Source organism: Jatrophihabitans sp. (assembly GCA_036399055.1).
GTDB lineage: Bacteria > Actinomycetota > Actinomycetes > Mycobacteriales > Jatrophihabitantaceae > Jatrophihabitans_A.
Window position 1 is genome coordinate 23,869 of sequence record DASWNX010000030.1, and the last position, 17,337, is coordinate 41,205.

Genomic DNA, 17,337 nt, shown 5'->3' on the forward strand with positions numbered 1-17,337 from the left:
GCGATGATCCGCGACGAGGGCCATGCGGCCTTCCTCTAGTCACCTGGAGTTTCACGTGGGAGTCAGCCTCACCAAAGGCGGCAACGTCTCGCTCACCAAGGCAGCCCCCGGTCTGACCGCGGTCACGGTCGGCCTGGGCTGGGACGCCCGCACTACCGACGGCCAGGACTTCGACCTCGATGCCAGCGCGATCGCCTGCGGCGCCGACGGCAAGGTCCTCTCCGACAAGCACTTCATCTTCTTCAACAACCTCGCCAGCCCCGAGGGCGCGGTCGAGCACACCGGCGACAACCTGACCGGTGAGGGCGAGGGCGATGACGAGCAGGTCAAGGTCAACCTCGCCGGCGCACCCGCCGAGATCGACAAGATCGTGTTTCCGGTCTCGATCTACAACGCTGAGACCGGCGGCCAGTCCTTCGGCCAGGTCCGCAACGCCTTCATCCGAGTGGTGAACCAGGCCGACGGCAGTGAGCTCGCGCGCTACGACCTGTCCGAGGACGCCTCGACCGAGACCGCGATGGTCTTCGGCGAGCTGTACCGCAGCGGCGCGGAGTGGAAGTTCCGGGCGGTGGGCCAGGGTTACACCTCGGGTCTGGCCGGCATCGCACGCGATTACGGCGTCAACGTCTGACCCAGGCGCGGTGCGGCGCGCAAGCGTGCGCAGGAGGAGAACGCGGAGGAAGTCGGATGGGAGTCAGCCTCACCAAGGGCGGCAACGTCTCGCTGACCAAGCAGGCGCCAGGCCTGTCCGCCGTGGTGATCGGCCTCGGCTGGGACGAGCGCACCACGAGCGGGCAGGCTTTCGACCTCGACGCCAGCGCGCTCATGCTGACGCCCTCGGGCCGGATCCTGTCCGACTCCCACTTCGTGTTCTTCAACAACCTCGTCAGCCCGGACGGCTCGGTCGAGCACACCGGCGACAACCTGACCGGTGAGGGCGAAGGCGACGACGAGCAGCTCAAGGTCGACCTGAACCAGGTGCCGACCGAGGTGGACCGGATCGTGTTCCCGGTCTCGATCTATGAGGCCGACAGCCGACGGCAGAACTTCGGCCAGGTGCGCAACGCCTTCATCCGGGTGATCAACCAGGCTGACGGCGTGGAACTGGCGCGCTATGACCTGTCCGAGGACGCATCCAGTGAGACCGCGATGATCTTCGGCGAGCTGTACCGCCATGCCGGGGACTGGAAATTCCGGGCGGTCGGCCAGGGTTATTCCTCTGGGCTGGCCGGAATCGCACGAGACTACGGCGTCAACGTCGGCTGATCCGGCGCGGGCGGGCACATCACACTCCCAACTCTGGCCGCTGAAGCCACGGTTGCTCACAGATAGCGAAGCTTTCATGGTGTTGAGAATTTTCGGCTGGTCCTTCGGGGTCACCGTGATCGGCCTCCTGCTGGCGCTGTGGTACGGCGGGCCGGCCGGACTGGCGATCGCTGCCATCCTGATCGTCTTGGAGGTCTCGGTCTCCTTCGACAACGCCGTCGTGAACGCCACCGTGCTGGAAAGGATGAGCCCGTTCTGGCAGAAGCTGTTCCTGACCCTCGGCGTCCTGATCGCCGTGTTCGGCATGCGGCTGGTGTTCCCGCTGCTCATCGTGGGGATCACCGCGCACCTGTCGCCGACCGAGGCCGTCTCCCTTGCCCTGGAGAAGGGCCCAGCGGACGAGCCGGGCAGCTACGCCTACCTGCTGAACGAGGCGCACCCGGCGATCGCGGCCTTCGGTGGCATGTTCCTGCTGATGCTGTTCCTCGACTTCATCTTCGAACAGCGCGACATCACCTGGCTGAGCTGGCTGGAGCGCCCGCTCGGCCGGATGGGCAAGCTCGACATGCTCGGGGTCGTGGTGGCCAGTGTGCTGCTGCTGCTGGCGGCCACCCAGCTCGCGCCCGAGGACAAGACGGCCACCGTGCTGATGTCCGGCGTGCTGGGCATGGTCACCTACATCCTGGTGAACGGGCTCAGCGGCCTGCTCGAAGAGCACGAGGTGCCGCACGTCGACCCGGAGGACGAGTCAGGCTCGGAGCTGCTGCCCGCTCCCTCGACTGAGGTGCCGCCCCGGAGCGCCGCCAAGGCCAACGGCGAGCTGGCGCTCAAGACCGGCAAGGCCGCCTTCTTCTCGTTCCTGTACCTGGAAGTGCTGGACGCCTCGTTCAGCTTCGACGGTGTGATCGGCGCCTTCGCCATCACCTCCGACCCGATCATCATCGCCATCGGCCTGGGCGTCGGCGCCATGTACATCAGGTCGCTGACGGTCTACCTCGTGCGCAAGGGCACCCTGGACGAGTACGTCTACCTCGAGCACGGGGCGCTGTGGGCGATCGGCTCCCTGGCGGTGCTGTTGCTGCTCACCATCAAGTACCACATCCCCGAGGTGGTCACCGGCCTGATCGGGGTCGGGTTCATCGCCGCGGCCCTGGTGTCCTCTGTGCGTCTCAACCGGCGTAACAGCGAAAACACACCCGGCGCCGGCTCTTCTCAAGACCTCGACTCGGCAACTGCCGCCGTCTGAGCTCCCCGCAGCCCACAGAAAGCAGATCATCATGGGAATCGACTACACCAAACGTCCCGCGGCCACCCCGGCGCAGCAGTCCGGCGGGGCCCCGGCGCAGTCAGGCGGCGCTGCGGTGTCGCTGTCCAAGGTGACCCTGACCAAGTCGGCGCCGTCGGTGTCGCTGACCAAGCAGGGCTCCTCGAGCGGCATGCTGCGGGTGAACCTGAACTGGAACGCCCGTCCGGCCGGCTCCGGTGGCGGCGGGCTGTTCAAGCGGTCCGCTCCGACCCTCGACCTTGACCTCGGGTGCCTGTACGAGTTCACCGACGGCACCAAGGGAGTGGTCCAGGCGCTGGGCAAGGCGTTCGCAGCCAGCCCCAAGGGAGTCAACGAGCCGGTCATCCGGCTGGACGGCGATGACCGCTCCGGAACCAACACCGAGGGCGAGAACCTGTTCATCAACCTCAGCTACGCCAGCCAGATCAAGCGGGTGATGGTGTTCGCGCTGATCTACCAGGGCGCGGCGAACTGGGCGGCGGCTGAGGGCGTGGTGACGCTGTTCCCGGCCAACGGCCCGCAGGTCGAGGTCAAGCTCGATGAGACCCGCGACGGCGCCAGGATCTGCGGCATCGCGCTGCTGGAGAGCAAGAACGGCGAGATCTCCGTCCGGCGCGAGGTCAACTACATCGACGGCAGCCAGAGCGCTCTGGACCGCGCCTACGGCTGGGGCATGAACTGGGCGCCGGGCCGCAAGTAGCCTCAGTTCGCACCCCTTAATCCGAAGGAGCCCACGATGTCTGACCTCGACCTCGGTTCGAGCGCTGCCGCCGCGGCCGGCCCTGCCGTGCCGGCAGGCAACGCGCTGGTGCTGGCCCCACCGCCGCCGGTGGTCGTGGTGGAGAAGGAGCAGGCAGTCGGGGCGGTGCCGCTGGACCACGCCCGCCAGCTGGAGCTGCGCTCCCGGGCCCAGTCCTTCGCCCAAGAGCTGGCCGCCCTGGACGCCAACTCGCCGTCGTTCACCGAGAAGGTCAACGCGATCACCTCGATGGGCGAGCAGGACATGCGCGCCTCGGCCAGCGTCTCGAACCGGATGCTGGACCGACCGGCGGCCGCCCTGAACGCGAGCAAGGGCCGCGGCGGCGCCGACGCCCAGTCCAGGGTGGCCAGCACCTTGGGCGAGCTGCGCCAGACCGTCACCGAGCTCGACCCGAACCGGGCCGACCTGACCGGGGTCAAGAAGGTGCTGAAGTTCCTGCCCGGCGGGGACAAGGTGCAGCGGTACTTCCAGAAGTACGAGTCGGCGCAGACGCAGCTCAACGCGATCATCAAGGCGCTGGAGTCAGGCCAGGACGAGCTGCGCAAGGACAACGCCAGCATCGACACCGAGAAGGCCAACATGTGGGCCACCATGGGCAAGCTCAGTGAGTACAACGAGCTCGCCGGCGCCCTCGACGCGGCCGTCGAGGAGAAGATCGCCCAGTTGCAGGCGGCCGGCCAGACCAAGCAGGCCGATGCCCTGAAGGCCGACGCGCTCTTTCCGATCCGCCAGCGCCGCCAGGACATCATGACCCAGATGGCCGTGGCGGTGCAGGGCTACATGGCGCTGGACCTGGTGCGCAAGAACAACATCGAGCTGATCAAGGGCGTCGACCGGGCCCAGACCACCACCATCGCCGCGCTGCGGACCGCGATCATCGTCTCGCAGGCGCTGTCGCGGCAGAAGCTGGTGCTGGAGCAGATCAGCGCGCTGAACGCGACCACCTCCGACCTGATCGAGCGGACCTCCGAGCAGCTGCGGATCCAGGGCGGTCAGATCAATCAGCAGGCGGCCTCCTCGACCATCGAGGTCGCCAAGCTGCAGGCCGCGTTCGACAACGTGTTCGCGACCATGGACGCCCTCGACACCTTCCGGGCTCAGGCCGCCGACTCGATGGCGGCGACCGTGGATGCTTTGCAGGGCCAGATCGAGCGTGCCAAGCCCTATCTCGAGCGCACCCGGCAGGGTGAGCTGAGCGGCTGAGAGCACGCGGCGGTCACTAACGGGTGACCCTTCTCCTTGCGACGAGATGGACGATCATGACCTGGTTCCGGAAGCTGCTGCCACCCGCAGCCGCAGCCCCGGCGCCGGCGCCGCAGCCGGGGGCCAGCCGGCCTGAGCCCGACGGTGATGATCCGGCGACGCTGCGCAGCGGGCTGGCGCAGCTCAACCGGTTCATCAACCAGAATTCCGGCAAGCTGCCGGGGGAGGCGGTGGTGACCGCCCGCCGGGTGACCGACGTGCTGCGTGAGGTCATCGACACCTCCGAGATCCGTCCGCTGGACATCTACGCGGTGATCTCGGTCCAGGGCATCCTGCAGGACTACCTGCCGACCACGCTGCGCAGCTTCCTGGCCCTGGACGACACCCAGTTGACGGTGGCCCGGCCGTCCGGGCGCACCCCTGTCCAGTCGTTGCAGGAGCAGCTGGAGGCGCTGCTGGACGCGGCCACCAGCGTGCTCACCGCCGCCCAGGCGCAGGACGCCGACGCGCTGCTGAGCCAGGGCAGCTTCTTGCGCACCAAGTTCTCCGGATCGGACCTGGATCTATGAGCCGGACCCGCGATGGCCGACCTGTGATGGGTGGGCTGTAGATGGCGATCATGAAGCGCGGCTCCAACGTCGCCCTGACCCGCGAGATACCCAGCCTGACCGGGCTGGTTCTCGGGGTGCGCTGGGACGCCGGGCCCGAGACGGCGTTGACCGACAACCTGGTGGTGGCCACCATCCTGTGCGATGAGCACAGCAAGGCGCTCTCGGACGAGCACTTCGTGTTCTTCAACCAGCTCACCGAGCCGTCGATGACGGTCACCCAGCTGGAGCAGGCGATGGGGCCAGACGCCGAGCAGATCGAGATCCAGCTGGACGCGGTGCCGCCGGAGGTCAGCCGGATAGTCGTGGTGATGTACCTCAACGAGGGCATGGGGCTGCGGCGCAGCCTGGGGCGGTTGCGCGAGTGCGTGCTGCGGGTGCTGAACCTGGCCGACAACGCCGAGCTGGTTCGTTCTGAGAACCTGGCCAACTCACTCGACGGCGAGACCGCGATGTCGCTGGGCGAGGTGTACCGCCATCACGGCGACTGGAAGTTCAAGGTCATCGGAGAGGGTTACTCCACCGGGATCGCCGGCCTTGCCAAGGACTACGGGATCACGCTGTGAGCATCGATGTCCACGCCCCTGATCAGGCGCCGGCACGTGCCGACCTGCCGTTCCTGCGGCATCGGTCCCGGCCTGCGCCCGGCCGCCCTGCGCCTGCGCCGGCTGCCGGCTCGTCGAGTTTGGACCTGTCTCGGCCTGCGCCCGGCCGCCCTGCGCCTGCGCCGGCCGCCGGCTCGTCGAGTTTGGACCTGTCTCAGCCTGCGCCCAGCCGGTCCGCGCCTGCGCCTGTTGTCGGCTCGTCGAGCCTGGACCTGTCCCGGCCTGCGCCCAGCCCTCCTGCGCCCGGCGCCTCGGCGCCTGCCGCCGGCCGGTCCGGCGGCCCGCGGCGGGCTGCTCGCGCATTGCCCCGGGCCCATTCCGGAGAGCGGACGCTGCTGACTCCCAAGGCGCCGACGATCACCTTGAATCGCTTGCAGAGCGGCATCGGCGTGCTGACCGTCGAAGCCGCCTGTTCCTCGGCGGTCGGGGATCTGCGGATCGGCGCCGCCTACCAGCTGGCCGACGGTCACAGCTCGATCGTGTCGCGGGTCGGCGCCAGTTCCACCGCTCCACGCGGCTCCCGACGTCCGGTGATCCTGGCCAAGGCCGAGCAGTATGAACGGCTGCTCCTCGACCTGCGGCAGAACCGGCTGCTCGAACGGCTGGTCGTCTACGGCTTCTCCGAGTCCGGCGGCCAGCTGAACTGGGGCGGCACCCTGGTGCTGAGGACGGCCGGCGGCGCGCGGGTGGAGCTCCCGCTGGATCGGCCGGCCTCCGCAGGCGTCACGGTGCTGCTCTCGATCTACAACGTCCGAGGCGAGTTCGTGGTGCGCGCCGAGATGGAGAACTTCGCCGGCTCGATCCGCAACGCGGTCCAGGCTTACGGTTTCGACCTGATCAGCTGGCTCGACGATCGCACTCCGGTGGCTTGAGGAGGCTGACATGCGCCATTTCGACTTTCTGTCCGAGGCCGCCCTGCAGCGGCTGTTCTTTCAGCCTCCGCAGCCGTTCTGCGCCACCGACGACCTGAGCGTGCTGGGCACGGCGCTGGGCGCCACCCTCTACATCCCGGCCACCCGCCCGACGCTGGTGGCCGATCTGGCCAAGCGCGTCAGCCACGGCGTGCTCAGCGCGGTGATCTGCCTGGAGGACTCGATCCCGGACGAGGCGGTGCCCGCGGCCGAGCAGAATGTGATCACCCAGCTGCGGGCCTACGCCGAGTCGGGGGCGCAACGCCCGCTGGTGTTCATCCGGGTGCGTTCGGCCGAGCAGATCCCGATGATCGTCGCCGGCCTTGGCGAGCTGTCACCGATCCTGACCGGCTTCGTGCTGCCCAAGTTCACCGAAGAGAACGGCTCGCGGTTTCTGGACGCGATGAGCGCGGCCAGCGCCGGGACAGGTCACCGGCTGCTGGCGATGCCCGTCCTGGAGGCGCCTTCGGTGATCTACGCCGAGTCCCGGACCGAGGTGCTGCTGGAGGTGCGCCAGCTGCTGAACAAGCACCGTGACCAGGTCGTGGCCGTCCGGATCGGCGCGACCGACCTCAGCTCCGCCTTCGGCCTGCGCCGCTCCCGGGACCTGACCATCTATGACGTCCGGGTGGTGGCCGACGTCATCGCCGATGTGGTCAACATCCTCGGCCGCGCGGACGAGACCGGTTTCATCGTGACCGGCGCGGTCTGGGAGTACTTCTCCGGGACCGAGCGGATGTTCAAACCGCAACTGCGCGAGGCGCCGTTCATCGAGCATTCCGAGCGGGCGCTGCGGACCGAGCTGATCGCCCGTGACCTCGACGGCCTGATTCGCGAGGTCGCGCTGGACAAGGCGAACGGCCTGACCGGAAAGACCGTCATCCACCCCAGCCACGTGGCCGCGGTGCACGCGCTGTCGGTGGTGACCCATGAGGAGTACTGCGACGCCCGCGACGTGCTGGGCACCCGGTCCGGCGGCGGGGTGGCGTCCTCGGTGTACGGCAACAAGATGAACGAGTCGAAACCGCACTCGGCGTGGGCGCGGCGCACTCTGTTGCGCGCGGCCGTGTTCGGGGTCGCCAACGCCGAGACCTCCTTCGTCGACCTGCTCGGCGCGGGGCTGCATCAGTGACCGCCGGCTGGAAAGCCGGCGTCCCAGCCAGCATCGCGCCGTGGTCGGGGCGGTGGGTCGCCGACGCCCTCGGCGTCAGCATCTCCCCCGCGCCGCCGGCCGGGGAAGAGCCGGCCTCGCCGCTGCGGGCGCAGGACCTGGTGGGCATGGCCTTGCGGCACAACCCGCGACGGGCTCACCTGCTGGTTTCGACGGTGCTGGGCAAGCACCTGCCGGCCGATCCGCGGCTGGTGCACGGCGCCGGGCGGTTGCTCGGGGCGATGGTCGCCGACCGGCTGGCCGGGCGGCGTAGCGGCGTCGCAGCCGCCGGTGGCTCGCTGCTGCGGTCGGCGCTCGGGGCCGCTGAGCCGGCCGAGGACTCCCGGCGCCTGATCGAGCTGTGCGACCGGCATCGCGCCGGGGCTGCGCCGGTTCCCGGCGGGCTGGTGCTCGGCTATGCCGAGACCGCCACCGCGCTGGGGCACTGCGTGGCCGAGTCGCTGCGCGTGGACTACCTGCAGTCCACCCGGCGTCAGGTGCCGGGCTGCCAGCCGGTGGCCGGCTTCGACGAGGAGCACAGCCACGCCACCCGGCACCTGCTGCTGCCGGCCGACCCTCGCCTGCTGGCCGGGTCCGGGCCGCTGGTGCTGGTCGACGATGAGCTGTCGACCGGCCAGACGGTGCTCAACACCATCCACGCCCTGCACCGGGAGTGGCCGCGGCAGCGCTACCTGATCGCCACGCTGGTGGACCTGCGATCGGCGGCCGATCACGCCCGCCTCCGCGGCGCCGCGCAGGCGCTCGGCGTTCAGATCGACGTGGTCGCGCTGGCCTCGGGCACGCTGCGGGTGGCCGAGGACGCGCTGGCCGTGGGACAGCGGCTGGCGGCTGAGCAGCCGGTGGCCCAGCCCTGCTCGCAAGGCAGGGCGCTGCTGAGCCCGGTCCTCACCGGCTGGCCGGCGGCACTGCCCGAGAGCGGCCGGCATGGCTTTCCGGCCGGCTCGCAACCGGCCTTCGAGCAGGCCAGCGCGCGGCTGGCCCGGCTGCTGGCCGACCGGTTGCGCGAGCGCCACGAGGCCGACCGGCCTGACGCCGCGAGCCAGCCCGCACCTGAGCTTTCTCCCGAAGGCGCAAGGCGGATCCTGGTGCTCGGCAGCGAAGAGCTGATGTACGCGCCGCTGCGGATCGCCGCCGCGCTGGCCGGTGAGCTCGAGGGCTGGGCCACCGTCCGGTACTCCAGCACCACCCGCTCGCCGGTGGTCGCCGTGGATGATCCCGGCTACGCCATCCGTGACCGGCTCGCCTTTCCCAGCACGGACGACTGGGACGATCCGGCCGACGGCCCCGGGCCCCGCTATGCCTACAACGTCGCCGGCCAGCGGTTCAGCGACATCGTGCTGGTCACCGACACCGATCTGGCCGCCCATCACGGCCCGAACGGGCTGGTGGGCCAGCTGGCCTCGGTCACCGACCACCTGCAGGTCCTCCGGCTGCCGGCCTACCGTCCCCTGCCTGCGCCGCTGACCGGTCCGGACTTCGGCAGCTACCCGCCCGCTGACGTGGCCTGGCTGCTCACCGACCTGTCCGGCGCCGCGCTGGAAGCTCCGACCGAGGAACGCGAGGAGGCCATCCAGTCCGGCGGCGCGCACTATGCCGAGTCACTGCCGCACGAGTACCAGCCGAGCGCGGAGTACCGGCAGCTGTTCGCCGACACCCTGGCCGAGTCGGCGGACCGGCTGGCGCACGCCGTCGGAGTCGTCACCGAGCTGGTGCTGGACCGGCGCGGGCCAGGCGTCGTGCTGGCATCGCTGGCCCGGGCAGGCACGCCGGTGGGCGTGCTGATGCGTCGGTGGGCTCGCTTCGCCCATGGCGCCGAGCTGCCCCATTACAGCGTTTCCATCGTGCGCGGCAGGGGAATCGACGAACTCGCGCTGGCCTACCTGGCCCGTCACCACGATCCGGCCGACGTGATGTTCATCGACGGCTGGACCGGCAAGGGCGCCATCAGCCGCGAGCTGGCGGCGGCGGTGGACGGGGTGAACCAGGCCTGGTGGCCGGCCGGCGGCGGCTTCTCGGCCGAGCTGGCGGTGCTCGCCGACCCGGGCGGCTGCGCGCCGATCTACGGCACCCGCGAGGATTACCTGATCCCGTCGGCCTGCCTGAACGCCACCGTGTCAGGGCTGGTCTCGCGCACCGTGCTCAACGCCGAGCTGATCTCTCCCGGCCAGTTCCACGGCGCGAAGTTCTACGCCGAGCTCGCCGGCGTCGACGTCTCGCTCGACTTCATCGAGGCGGTCGCGGCGCGGTTCGCGGCGGTGGCCGAGTCGGTGGCGCGGGACTGGCCGGTGCTGCGGAACTCCGACCGGCGCCCGACCTGGGCCGGTTGGCAGAGCGTTCAGGAGCTCAGCGAGCGGTACGGCGTGAACGATGTGAACCTCGTCAAGCCGGGCGTGGGCGAGACCACCCGGGTGCTGCTGCGCCGGGTGCCCTGGAAGGTGCTGATCCGCACCGGTGAGGCCGAGAAGTTGCATCACGTCCTGCTGCTGGCGCGCCAGCGCGGGGTGCCGGTCGAGTCCGTCGACGGCTTGGCCTTCAGCTGCGTCGGGCTGATCCATCCCCGGTTCAGCCGGGGCGCGGCCGAGGGCGCCGCCCGGCTCGACGCGGCGGCCGGCGCCGGCTGATGAGCGTCCTGATAGCCACCGACCTGGACCGCACCCTGGTGTACTCCCGCGCCGCGCTGGCTCTCACCCGCGACGTCCTGCCGGAGCTGACCTGCGTGGAGACCCGCGACGGCGAGCAGGTCGGCTTCATGACCAGTGCCGCGGCCCGGCTGACCGCGGCGCTGGCCAGCCGGGCCGTGCTGACGCCGGTGACCACCCGGCTGCCCGAGCAGCTGGCCAGGATCGAACTGCCCGGCCCGCCGCCCCGGTACGCCGTCGCCGCGAACGGCGGCGTGCTGCTGGTGGACGGCGAGCCGGACCGGGCCTGGCAACGCCGGGTGGCTGCCGCGGTGGCGGAGTCGACCAGCCTGTCTGATGTCATGACCTACGTCAGACACCATTGCGCGCCGGCCTGGACGTCGCGGGTGCGCGAGGCCGGCGGCCTGTTCTGCTACATAGTGCTGGGCGAGGCGGGAGCGCCGGACGGCTTCGTCGTCGAGGCCGCCGGCTGGGCCGCCGACCGGGGTTGGACGGTCTCGGCGCAGGGCCGCAAGGTGTACTGGGTGCCACGCGGGCTCACCAAGACCGCGGCGGTCAGCGAGGTGGCCGACCGGGTCGGCGCCGAGCTGGTGCTGGCGGCGGGGGACTCGCTGCTGGACCGGGAGTTGCTGTGCTACGCCGACCGGGGCATCCACCCGGCGCACGGCGAGCTGTTCAGCAGCGGCTGGTCCGCGCCGGGGGTGCGACGGACCCGGGCGGCCGGGGTGCTGGCCGGACAGGAGATCGTGGAGTGGCTCGCCGACCGGGTCGATGAGTTCAGCCGCCGGTCGGCGCCGCCGGCCGCGGCGATAGGCTGACCAGGACCCGCCCCCCGCGACCTGGAGATGACCACCGCGATGATCGACCTGAAGAAGCTGGCCGCCGACCCGGACGAGTACCGCCGCTCGCTGGTCAAGCGCGGAGCCGAGTCGGTCGACGTCGAGGGCGTTCTGAAGGCCCAGCAGGCGGTCACCCAGCTGACCCAGGAGTACGAGCAGCTGCGCGTGCAGAGCAAGGAGCTGACCCGGCGAGCGGCCAAGGACGAGGCGCTGCGCACCGAGGCCCGGACGCTGCGCGACCAGCAGACCGAGCTTGAGACCCGGCTGCGGCAGGCTCGCGAGGAGCTGACCAGCAAGGCGTCCTGGCTGCCCAACTACCTCGATGACCGGGTGCCGGCCGGTGACGAGTCCCAGGCCGTCATCGTCCGGGCGGCCAACCCGCCGGTCGACGGCGGGCCGTACCGCCCGCACGACGAGATCGCCCTCGCCCTGGGCATCCTGGACGTCGAGCGGGCCGCGAAGCTGTCCGGCTCGCGTTTCTACAACTTGAAGGGCGACGGGGTCCGGCTGCGGCTGGCGATGCTGCAGCTCTACCTCGACATGGTGGAGGGCCAGGGCTTCGAGCTGGTGTCACCGCCGGTGCTGGCGAAGAGATTCTCCTTCTACGCCTCGGGATACCTGCCGTTCGCCCAATCCGACAACTTCGGCGTCAGCGACTCCGAGCTGTCCCTGATCGGCACCTCTGAGCAGGCGCTGCTGGGCATGCACGCCGATGAGGTGCTGCCGGAGTTGCCGGTCAAGTACCTGGGCGACTCGATGTGCTTTCGCACCGAGGCCGGCAGCCACGGCCGCGACGTCCGGGGCATGATCCGGGTGCATCAGTTCTACAAGCTGGAGCAGTTCCTCTACTGCGCGCCCGACGAGGTCGAGGCGCTGCACCTGCAGATGCTGGACAACGAGGTCGCGTTCATCGACGCGCTGAACGTGCCCAGCCAGACGATCATCTGCAGCTCCGCCGACGTGGCCGCGCCCGGCTTCTTCAAGTACGACGTCGAGGCGTGGTTCCCCTCGACCGGCAAGTACCGCGAGCTGACGTCGAACACCAACCTCAGCGACTACCAGACCCGCCGGGCCGGCATCCGGGCCCGCATCGACGGCAAGATGGTCCATCCGTACACCATCTCGGCCACCGGGTTCTGCGACCGGCATATCGCTGCGATGCTGGAGAACAACCAGCTGCCCGACGGCTCGGTCACCGTGCCCGAAGCGCTGCGCCCCTACCTGGGCGGGCGCGAGGTGCTGCGTCCGGTCAGCTAGCTCGGGCTTGCTCAGCTGGGCTCGTTCAGCTAGCGGGCTCGGGAGTGCACGCTGACCAGGTAGCCGGTCGGCTCGCCGACGTCGTCCCAGCCGCCGTGCTGGGCGACCTCGCTCAGGCCGGCGCCGGCGCAGGCCGTCAGGTAGTCCGCGGCCGGCGTCACCGGGCAGCCGGTCGGCAGGTGCGCGGAGTCCAGGCCGAAACCGGCGACCAGCAGCCCGCCGGGCGCCAGCACCGCGGCCAACCGCCGGACGGTGGCGTCCAGGGTGCCCGGGGCCAGTAGCGGGATGACATTGCCGGCCGCGACCACCAGGTCGAAGCCGGCGTCCATGCTGGCAGGTCCGGGATCGGTCGGCCCGGCCCCCGCTGAGCCGGCGGGAGCTGGTGGCAGAAGACGGTCCAGGCCGGGCAGCGCGGCGAGGTCGGCGCTCACCCAGCGCAGGTCGGGCGCCACTCGCCGGGCCTCGGCCAGCATCGAGGAGTCCACATCGACCCCGACGACGCGGTAGCCCAGTTCGGCGAGCCTGATCGCGACCCGGCCGGTGCCGCAGCCGGCGTCGAGCACCAGGGCAGGGGCGGGGACCAGTTCGGCGCAGAAGGAGGCCTCGCCGTGCACGTCCTTTCCGGCGGCAGCCAGCCGGGCGAACCGGGCGGCGTAGTCGGCGCCGGACGCGCGGCCGGCCAGCTCCGCCCAGCGGGTGACCGTCGGCTCGCTTGGCTGGCTCATGGCCTCAAGGCTAGCCGATCGTCGACATCGGGCAGCGGTGGTCGGGTCGTGCCCCACCGGTCTGCGACCGGCCGAGGCAGACTGGCGGGGTGGATGCTGAGACCCGAGCCCGGCGAGCGGCGTGCTCTGAGTTCCTCAGCGGTGACGGGGCGCTGCGGCCCGCGGAGTTGCTGGCCACAATCAGCCCGGACGTGACGCCCGACCACTACGGCGACGGCGGCGTCGTGACCGACCTGGAGCGGCACGTGGCCGGCCTGCTCGGCAAGCCGGCGGCGGTGTTCCTGCCCAGCGGCACGATGGCTCAGGGCGCGACGCTGCGGGTGCACGCCGACCGGCGAGCCAGCTGCACCGTGCTGTGGCATCCGGCGTGCCACCTCGACAACTACGAAGGCCAGGCCCATTCCAGGCTGCACGGGCTGACCGGCCGTCCGGTCGGGACGTGGGACCGGCTGCTGACGGTGGCTGACCTCCAGGCGGTGGCCGAACCGGTCGCCGCGCTGTTGCTGGAGTTGCCGCAACGTGATCTGGGCGGCCAGCTTCCGGACTGGCACGAGCTGGTCGCGCAGCTGAGCTGGGCTCGCGAGCGGGGCGCCGCCGTTCACCTCGACGGCGCCCGGCTGTGGGAGGCCTCGGCAGGCTATGACCGGGAGCCGGCCGAGATCGCGGCGCTGTTCGACACGGTGTATGTCTCGTTCTACAAGGGGATCGGGGCGTTGCCGGGCTGCTGCGTGGCCGGCTCGGACGCTGACGTCGCGCAGGTTCGCGAGTGGCGTCAACGCCTTGGCGGCACCCTGGCCGGTCTATGGCCGGCCGCCGCGTCGGCGCTGGCGCTGCTGCCCGAACGGCTGGCCGAGATGCCGGCCCGGCTCTGGCACGCCCGGGCGATCGCCGCCGAAGTGGCCGGCCTCGCCGGGGTGCGAGTGGTGCCCGATCCGCCGCAGACACCGATGATGCACCTGCTGTTCGACGTGCCGGCCGGCCGATTCGCCGAGAACGCGCGGCGGCTGGCCGAGGACGCTGGAATCTGGGCGTGGCCTGCGGCGACGCCGACCGGTGACCCGAAGGTGGTCCGCTGCGAGCTCAACGTCGGACGGGCGAGCTGCCGGTTGGCGCCTGCTGTGATAGCGGACACCCTGGCCGCGCTGATCGCCTGAGCGAAGCCGTTTGCACCGGAAATAGCGGGTCATTCGCCGCTCAGCGGTCAATCGCCTTGTCAGAGCCGACGGGTAGGAAGGGAGCATGACCGCCGTCGCACCGAACACCGCCGTCGCACCGAACACCGCCGTCGCACCCACCCCCCGGCAGTTGCTGCAGGTGCGGCGCATCTGGGCCGAGCCCGAGGCGCTGGCCAGCCCGCGGGGGCGCCAGGTCCTCGACCGATTCCCCGGCGCTGACATCATCGAGGTCGACTCACACTGGAACATCGAGGAGCTGCACGGCAACGCCGGCAATATCGACCGGTGGGTGCGGGTCAAGACCGAGGACCTGGTGCTCGGCGTCAAGAAGTCGCTGGCCGCCCGGCCGAACGGCCGGTCCGCGGACTGGATCGCCCCGTCACTGGCCAACGGCTGCGCGATGGCGTGCTCCTACTGCTACGTGCCGCGCCGCAAGGGTTACGCCAATCCCATCACGGTGTTCACCAACATCGACAAGATCATCGGCTACCTCGCCCGGCACATCGCCCGGCAGGGACCCAAGACCGAGCCGAACCAGTGCGACCCGGCTGCCTGGGTGTATGACATCGGCGAGAACAGCGACTGCTCGGTCGACGCGCTGGTCAGTGACAATGTCGCCGACCTGATCGCCGCATTCCGTGACCAGCCGAGCGCCAAGGCCTCGTTCGCCACCAAGCACGTCAACCGCGACCTGCTCGGACTCGACCCGCAGGGACGCACTCGAGTCCGGTTCTCCCTGATGCCCGAAGCCGACTCGCGGCTGCTGGACATTCGCACCAGCCCGATCGCGGACCGGATCGCCGCTATCGACGACTTCGTCGCGGCCGGCTACGAGGTGCACCTGAACTTCTCGCCGGTGGTGCTGCGCGACGGCTGGCTGGCGGACTGGGCAGAGCTGCTAGGCCAGATCAACGACGGCGCCGGCGAGGCGTTCAAGGCCCAGGCCGCGGCTGAGATCATCCTGATGACGCACAACCAGCGACTGCACGAGGTCAACCTGGGCTGGCACCCCAAGGCCGAGGACGTCCTGTGGCGGCCTGAGCTGCAGCAGCTGAAGCGGTCTCAGAGCGGTGGCTGGAACGTCCGCTACCGCAACAACATCAAGGCCGACGGGGTGCGGCAGCTGCGGGAGCTGATCACCGCCGAGGCGCCCTGGCTGAACATCCGCTACGCCTTCTAGCCGGTCAGCCGGTCAGCCGGTCAGCGGGTCAGCGGGTCAGCGGGTCAGCCTCCTAGCCGATCACGGCGTCCGCTTCGATCTCGACCAGCAGCTCGGGCTCGATGAGGGCGCTGACCTCGAGCATGGACGAGGCTGGGCGGATGTCGGCGAAGAACTCGCCGTGCGCCCGCCCGACCTCCTCCCAGCGGCTGATGTCGGTGAGGAACATCCGGGTCCGCACCACGTCTTCCAGGCTCGCGCCGACCTGCTCCAGCGCCGCCGAGATCCGGCGGATCGCCTCCCGGGCCTGCTCGGCGATGTCCTCGCCGCCGACCGCGCCGCCCTCGGGCCGAGCGGCGGTGGTGCCGGCCACCGACACCCAGGAGCCGACCCGGACGGCGCGCGAATAGCCGACTGCCGACTCCCACCTCGCGCCCGAAGACACCATCTGCCGCTGACCGGCAGGTTGACGCTGACTCATGAACCTCAATCCTCCAACCGATAAACCAGAGTGCCGTCGGCCATCCTGGCGCGGATCTGCGCGGCGACGCCCGCCGGATCCGCCGCCTCGTCAGTGATCAGGTGACGGGCGGGGATCTGCGCCTCGGCGAACATCCGGTGCACCTGTCGGGTCGCCGCCAGGTCGCTGAACCCATGCCCGACGCGGCTCTGAACGCGTGTTTCGCAGCACTGCGCCGAGGGCAGCAGGACGGCGTAGTGCAGCTGGCCGAGCCCGGTCGCGGCCAGGAAGGCCGGCAGGGTCCAGGTGCCGATCACCCCGTCATAGACGACGGGGTACCCGCCGCTGACCAGCTGCCCGGTGGCCGCGGCCGCTGCCGCGAGGACCACGTCGTTCTGCTGGGCGGCCTCGTCCAGCCAGGGCATGACATAGCCCTGGCGGATGAAGGCGAAGAAGGCGTCGCCGGCCACCAGCGCGCTGGTGTCGAAACCGTCGGCCAGGACGGCGGCCACCGTCGACTTGCCGGCGCCGGGCGGCCCGGCCACCACGATCAGCTCGGTCACGGTGTCAGCGCCCCGATCTGCGCCAGCAGCGCCTGGATCTCGGCCGCGACCTGATCGGGCGCGACGAGCTGGTGCAGATGCTGCCCGTCCAGCACCGCCGTCGGCCAGCCGCGTGCCACCGCCGCCGCGCGCTCGGCGGCGTAGGTCTGGGAGAAGCCGAGGTAGGCGCCCGGCCGCTCGTCCCAGCCCGGTGGCACGGGCAGCGTGCCGGCGAAGTACGCCAGCGGCATGCGACGCTGCTCACGCTCCACCTGCTCCCGCGCCTCCGGGCTGGGAAAGAGCCCGGAGATGTCCTCATCCCACCACTGCGTCCACGGTGCCAGCATCCCGTCGGAATCAGCCTTGTCCGCCAGAAAGCCGTAGAACTCCTCCGGAGCGAGCCGGACGTCTCCGGCTGCCGGGGGCAAGGCGGCGTCGACGAAGACGTAGCCCGCGACCCGGCGTTCGGCGACCAGGCTGGGCACGTACAGGCCGGCGTTGCTGTGCGGGAGCAGGATCACGTCCCGATCTGCCGGAACGGCGCTCAGAAACCAGGCGCGCACCTGCTCAGCAGTGCTTGGCTGCTTGGTAAGCGCCTGCGAGTCGACCACCTCGGCGACCTGCCAGCCCGCCTCGGCCAACCGCCGCGCGACCGGATGCCACACCGACGCCGGCAGCAACGGGCTCGGCAGCAGCACCAGCACGGGACCCATGGCACAGGACGCTATCGCC

18 protein-coding genes are annotated in these 17,337 nt (G+C 70.5%); 14 read left to right on the plus strand and 4 right to left on the minus strand.

Annotation, left to right across the window (positions count from 1 at the left end):
- The first annotated feature begins 55 nt into the window (after positions 1–55).
- The 12 genes from VGB75_13000 (at position 56) to serS (ending at position 12,544) form a co-directional block, all read left to right on the plus strand.
- Positions 56–631: a TerD family protein gene (locus VGB75_13000; GenBank protein HEY0167951.1), complete on the plus strand. Its 576-nt coding sequence runs from the start codon at positions 56–58 to the stop codon at positions 629–631.
- 56 nt (positions 632–687) lie between these two features.
- On the plus strand, positions 688–1,266 hold the full coding sequence (locus VGB75_13005; protein ID HEY0167952.1) for a TerD family protein: 579 nt from the start codon (positions 688–690) through the stop codon (positions 1,264–1,266).
- Positions 1,267–1,342: 76 nt separating this feature from the next.
- Entirely contained in the window at positions 1,343–2,512 is a 1,170-nt protein-coding gene (locus VGB75_13010) for a DUF475 domain-containing protein (protein ID HEY0167953.1), read from the plus strand.
- A gap of 31 nt (positions 2,513–2,543) precedes the next feature.
- Positions 2,544–3,251, plus strand: coding sequence for a hypothetical protein (locus VGB75_13015; protein HEY0167954.1), 708 nt, complete (start codon positions 2,544–2,546; stop codon positions 3,249–3,251).
- 36 nt (positions 3,252–3,287) lie between these two features.
- A complete protein-coding gene (locus VGB75_13020; GenBank protein HEY0167955.1) occupies positions 3,288–4,514 on the plus strand; it encodes a toxic anion resistance protein in 1,227 nt (408 codons plus the stop codon).
- 56 nt (positions 4,515–4,570) lie between these two features.
- A complete protein-coding gene (locus tag VGB75_13025) occupies positions 4,571–5,083 on the plus strand; it encodes a hypothetical protein (protein ID HEY0167956.1) in 513 nt (170 codons plus the stop codon).
- A gap of 41 nt (positions 5,084–5,124) precedes the next feature.
- On the plus strand, positions 5,125–5,688 hold the full coding sequence (locus tag VGB75_13030) for a TerD family protein (protein HEY0167957.1): 564 nt from the start codon (positions 5,125–5,127) through the stop codon (positions 5,686–5,688).
- 341 nt (positions 5,689–6,029) lie between these two features.
- The gene (locus VGB75_13035; GenBank protein ID HEY0167958.1) at positions 6,030–6,599 is read left to right on the plus strand and encodes a hypothetical protein; all 570 of its coding nucleotides are present in this window, start codon (positions 6,030–6,032) and stop codon (positions 6,597–6,599) included.
- Between the two features lie 10 nt (positions 6,600–6,609).
- Positions 6,610–7,770: an HpcH/HpaI aldolase/citrate lyase family protein gene (locus tag VGB75_13040; GenBank protein ID HEY0167959.1), complete on the plus strand. Its 1,161-nt coding sequence runs from the start codon at positions 6,610–6,612 to the stop codon at positions 7,768–7,770.
- A complete protein-coding gene (locus VGB75_13045; protein ID HEY0167960.1) occupies positions 7,767–10,430 on the plus strand; it encodes a phosphoribosyltransferase in 2,664 nt (887 codons plus the stop codon). The genes VGB75_13040 and VGB75_13045 overlap by 4 nt, the downstream gene beginning before the upstream one ends.
- Positions 10,430–11,266, plus strand: a complete 837-nt coding sequence (locus VGB75_13050; protein ID HEY0167961.1) for an HAD family hydrolase — start codon at positions 10,430–10,432, stop codon at positions 11,264–11,266. Before VGB75_13045 ends, VGB75_13050 begins: the two co-directional genes overlap by 1 nt.
- A 27-nt stretch (positions 11,267–11,293) precedes the next feature.
- Positions 11,294–12,544 carry a serine--tRNA ligase gene (gene serS / locus VGB75_13055; protein ID HEY0167962.1) on the plus strand — a complete coding sequence of 417 codons (1,251 nt, stop codon included), beginning with the start codon at positions 11,294–11,296 and terminating at the stop codon, positions 12,542–12,544.
- Positions 12,545–12,573: 29 nt separating this feature from the next.
- Here the strand turns inward: serS and VGB75_13060 are convergent, their stop codons facing one another.
- A complete protein-coding gene (locus VGB75_13060; GenBank protein HEY0167963.1) occupies positions 12,574–13,269 on the minus strand; it encodes a class I SAM-dependent methyltransferase in 696 nt (231 codons plus the stop codon).
- Positions 13,270–13,358: 89 nt separating this feature from the next.
- Here VGB75_13060 and VGB75_13065 point away from each other — a divergent pair, with 89 nt between their 5' ends.
- Positions 13,359–14,423, plus strand: coding sequence for a beta-eliminating lyase-related protein (locus tag VGB75_13065; protein HEY0167964.1), 1,065 nt, complete (start codon positions 13,359–13,361; stop codon positions 14,421–14,423).
- Between the two features lie 85 nt (positions 14,424–14,508).
- Positions 14,509–15,624 carry a spore photoproduct lyase family protein gene (locus VGB75_13070; protein HEY0167965.1) on the plus strand — a complete coding sequence of 372 codons (1,116 nt, stop codon included), beginning with the start codon at positions 14,509–14,511 and terminating at the stop codon, positions 15,622–15,624.
- 52 nt (positions 15,625–15,676) lie between these two features.
- On the opposite strand, the gene VGB75_13075 is transcribed toward VGB75_13070, so the two are convergent.
- The 3 genes from VGB75_13075 to VGB75_13085 are packed head-to-tail and all read right to left on the minus strand — an operon-like array spanning position 15,677 to position 17,318.
- Positions 15,677–16,084: a RidA family protein gene (locus tag VGB75_13075; GenBank protein HEY0167966.1), complete on the minus strand. Its 408-nt coding sequence runs from the start codon at positions 16,082–16,084 to the stop codon at positions 15,677–15,679.
- 5 nt (positions 16,085–16,089) lie between these two features.
- On the minus strand, positions 16,090–16,626 hold the full coding sequence (locus tag VGB75_13080; protein HEY0167967.1) for an AAA family ATPase: 537 nt from the start codon (positions 16,624–16,626) through the stop codon (positions 16,090–16,092).
- Positions 16,623–17,318 (minus strand): hypothetical protein, encoded by a 696-nt coding sequence (locus VGB75_13085; GenBank protein HEY0167968.1) that lies wholly within the window; start codon positions 17,316–17,318, stop codon positions 16,623–16,625. Before VGB75_13085 ends, VGB75_13080 begins: the two co-directional genes overlap by 4 nt.
- Positions 17,319–17,337: the final 19 nt, after the last annotated feature.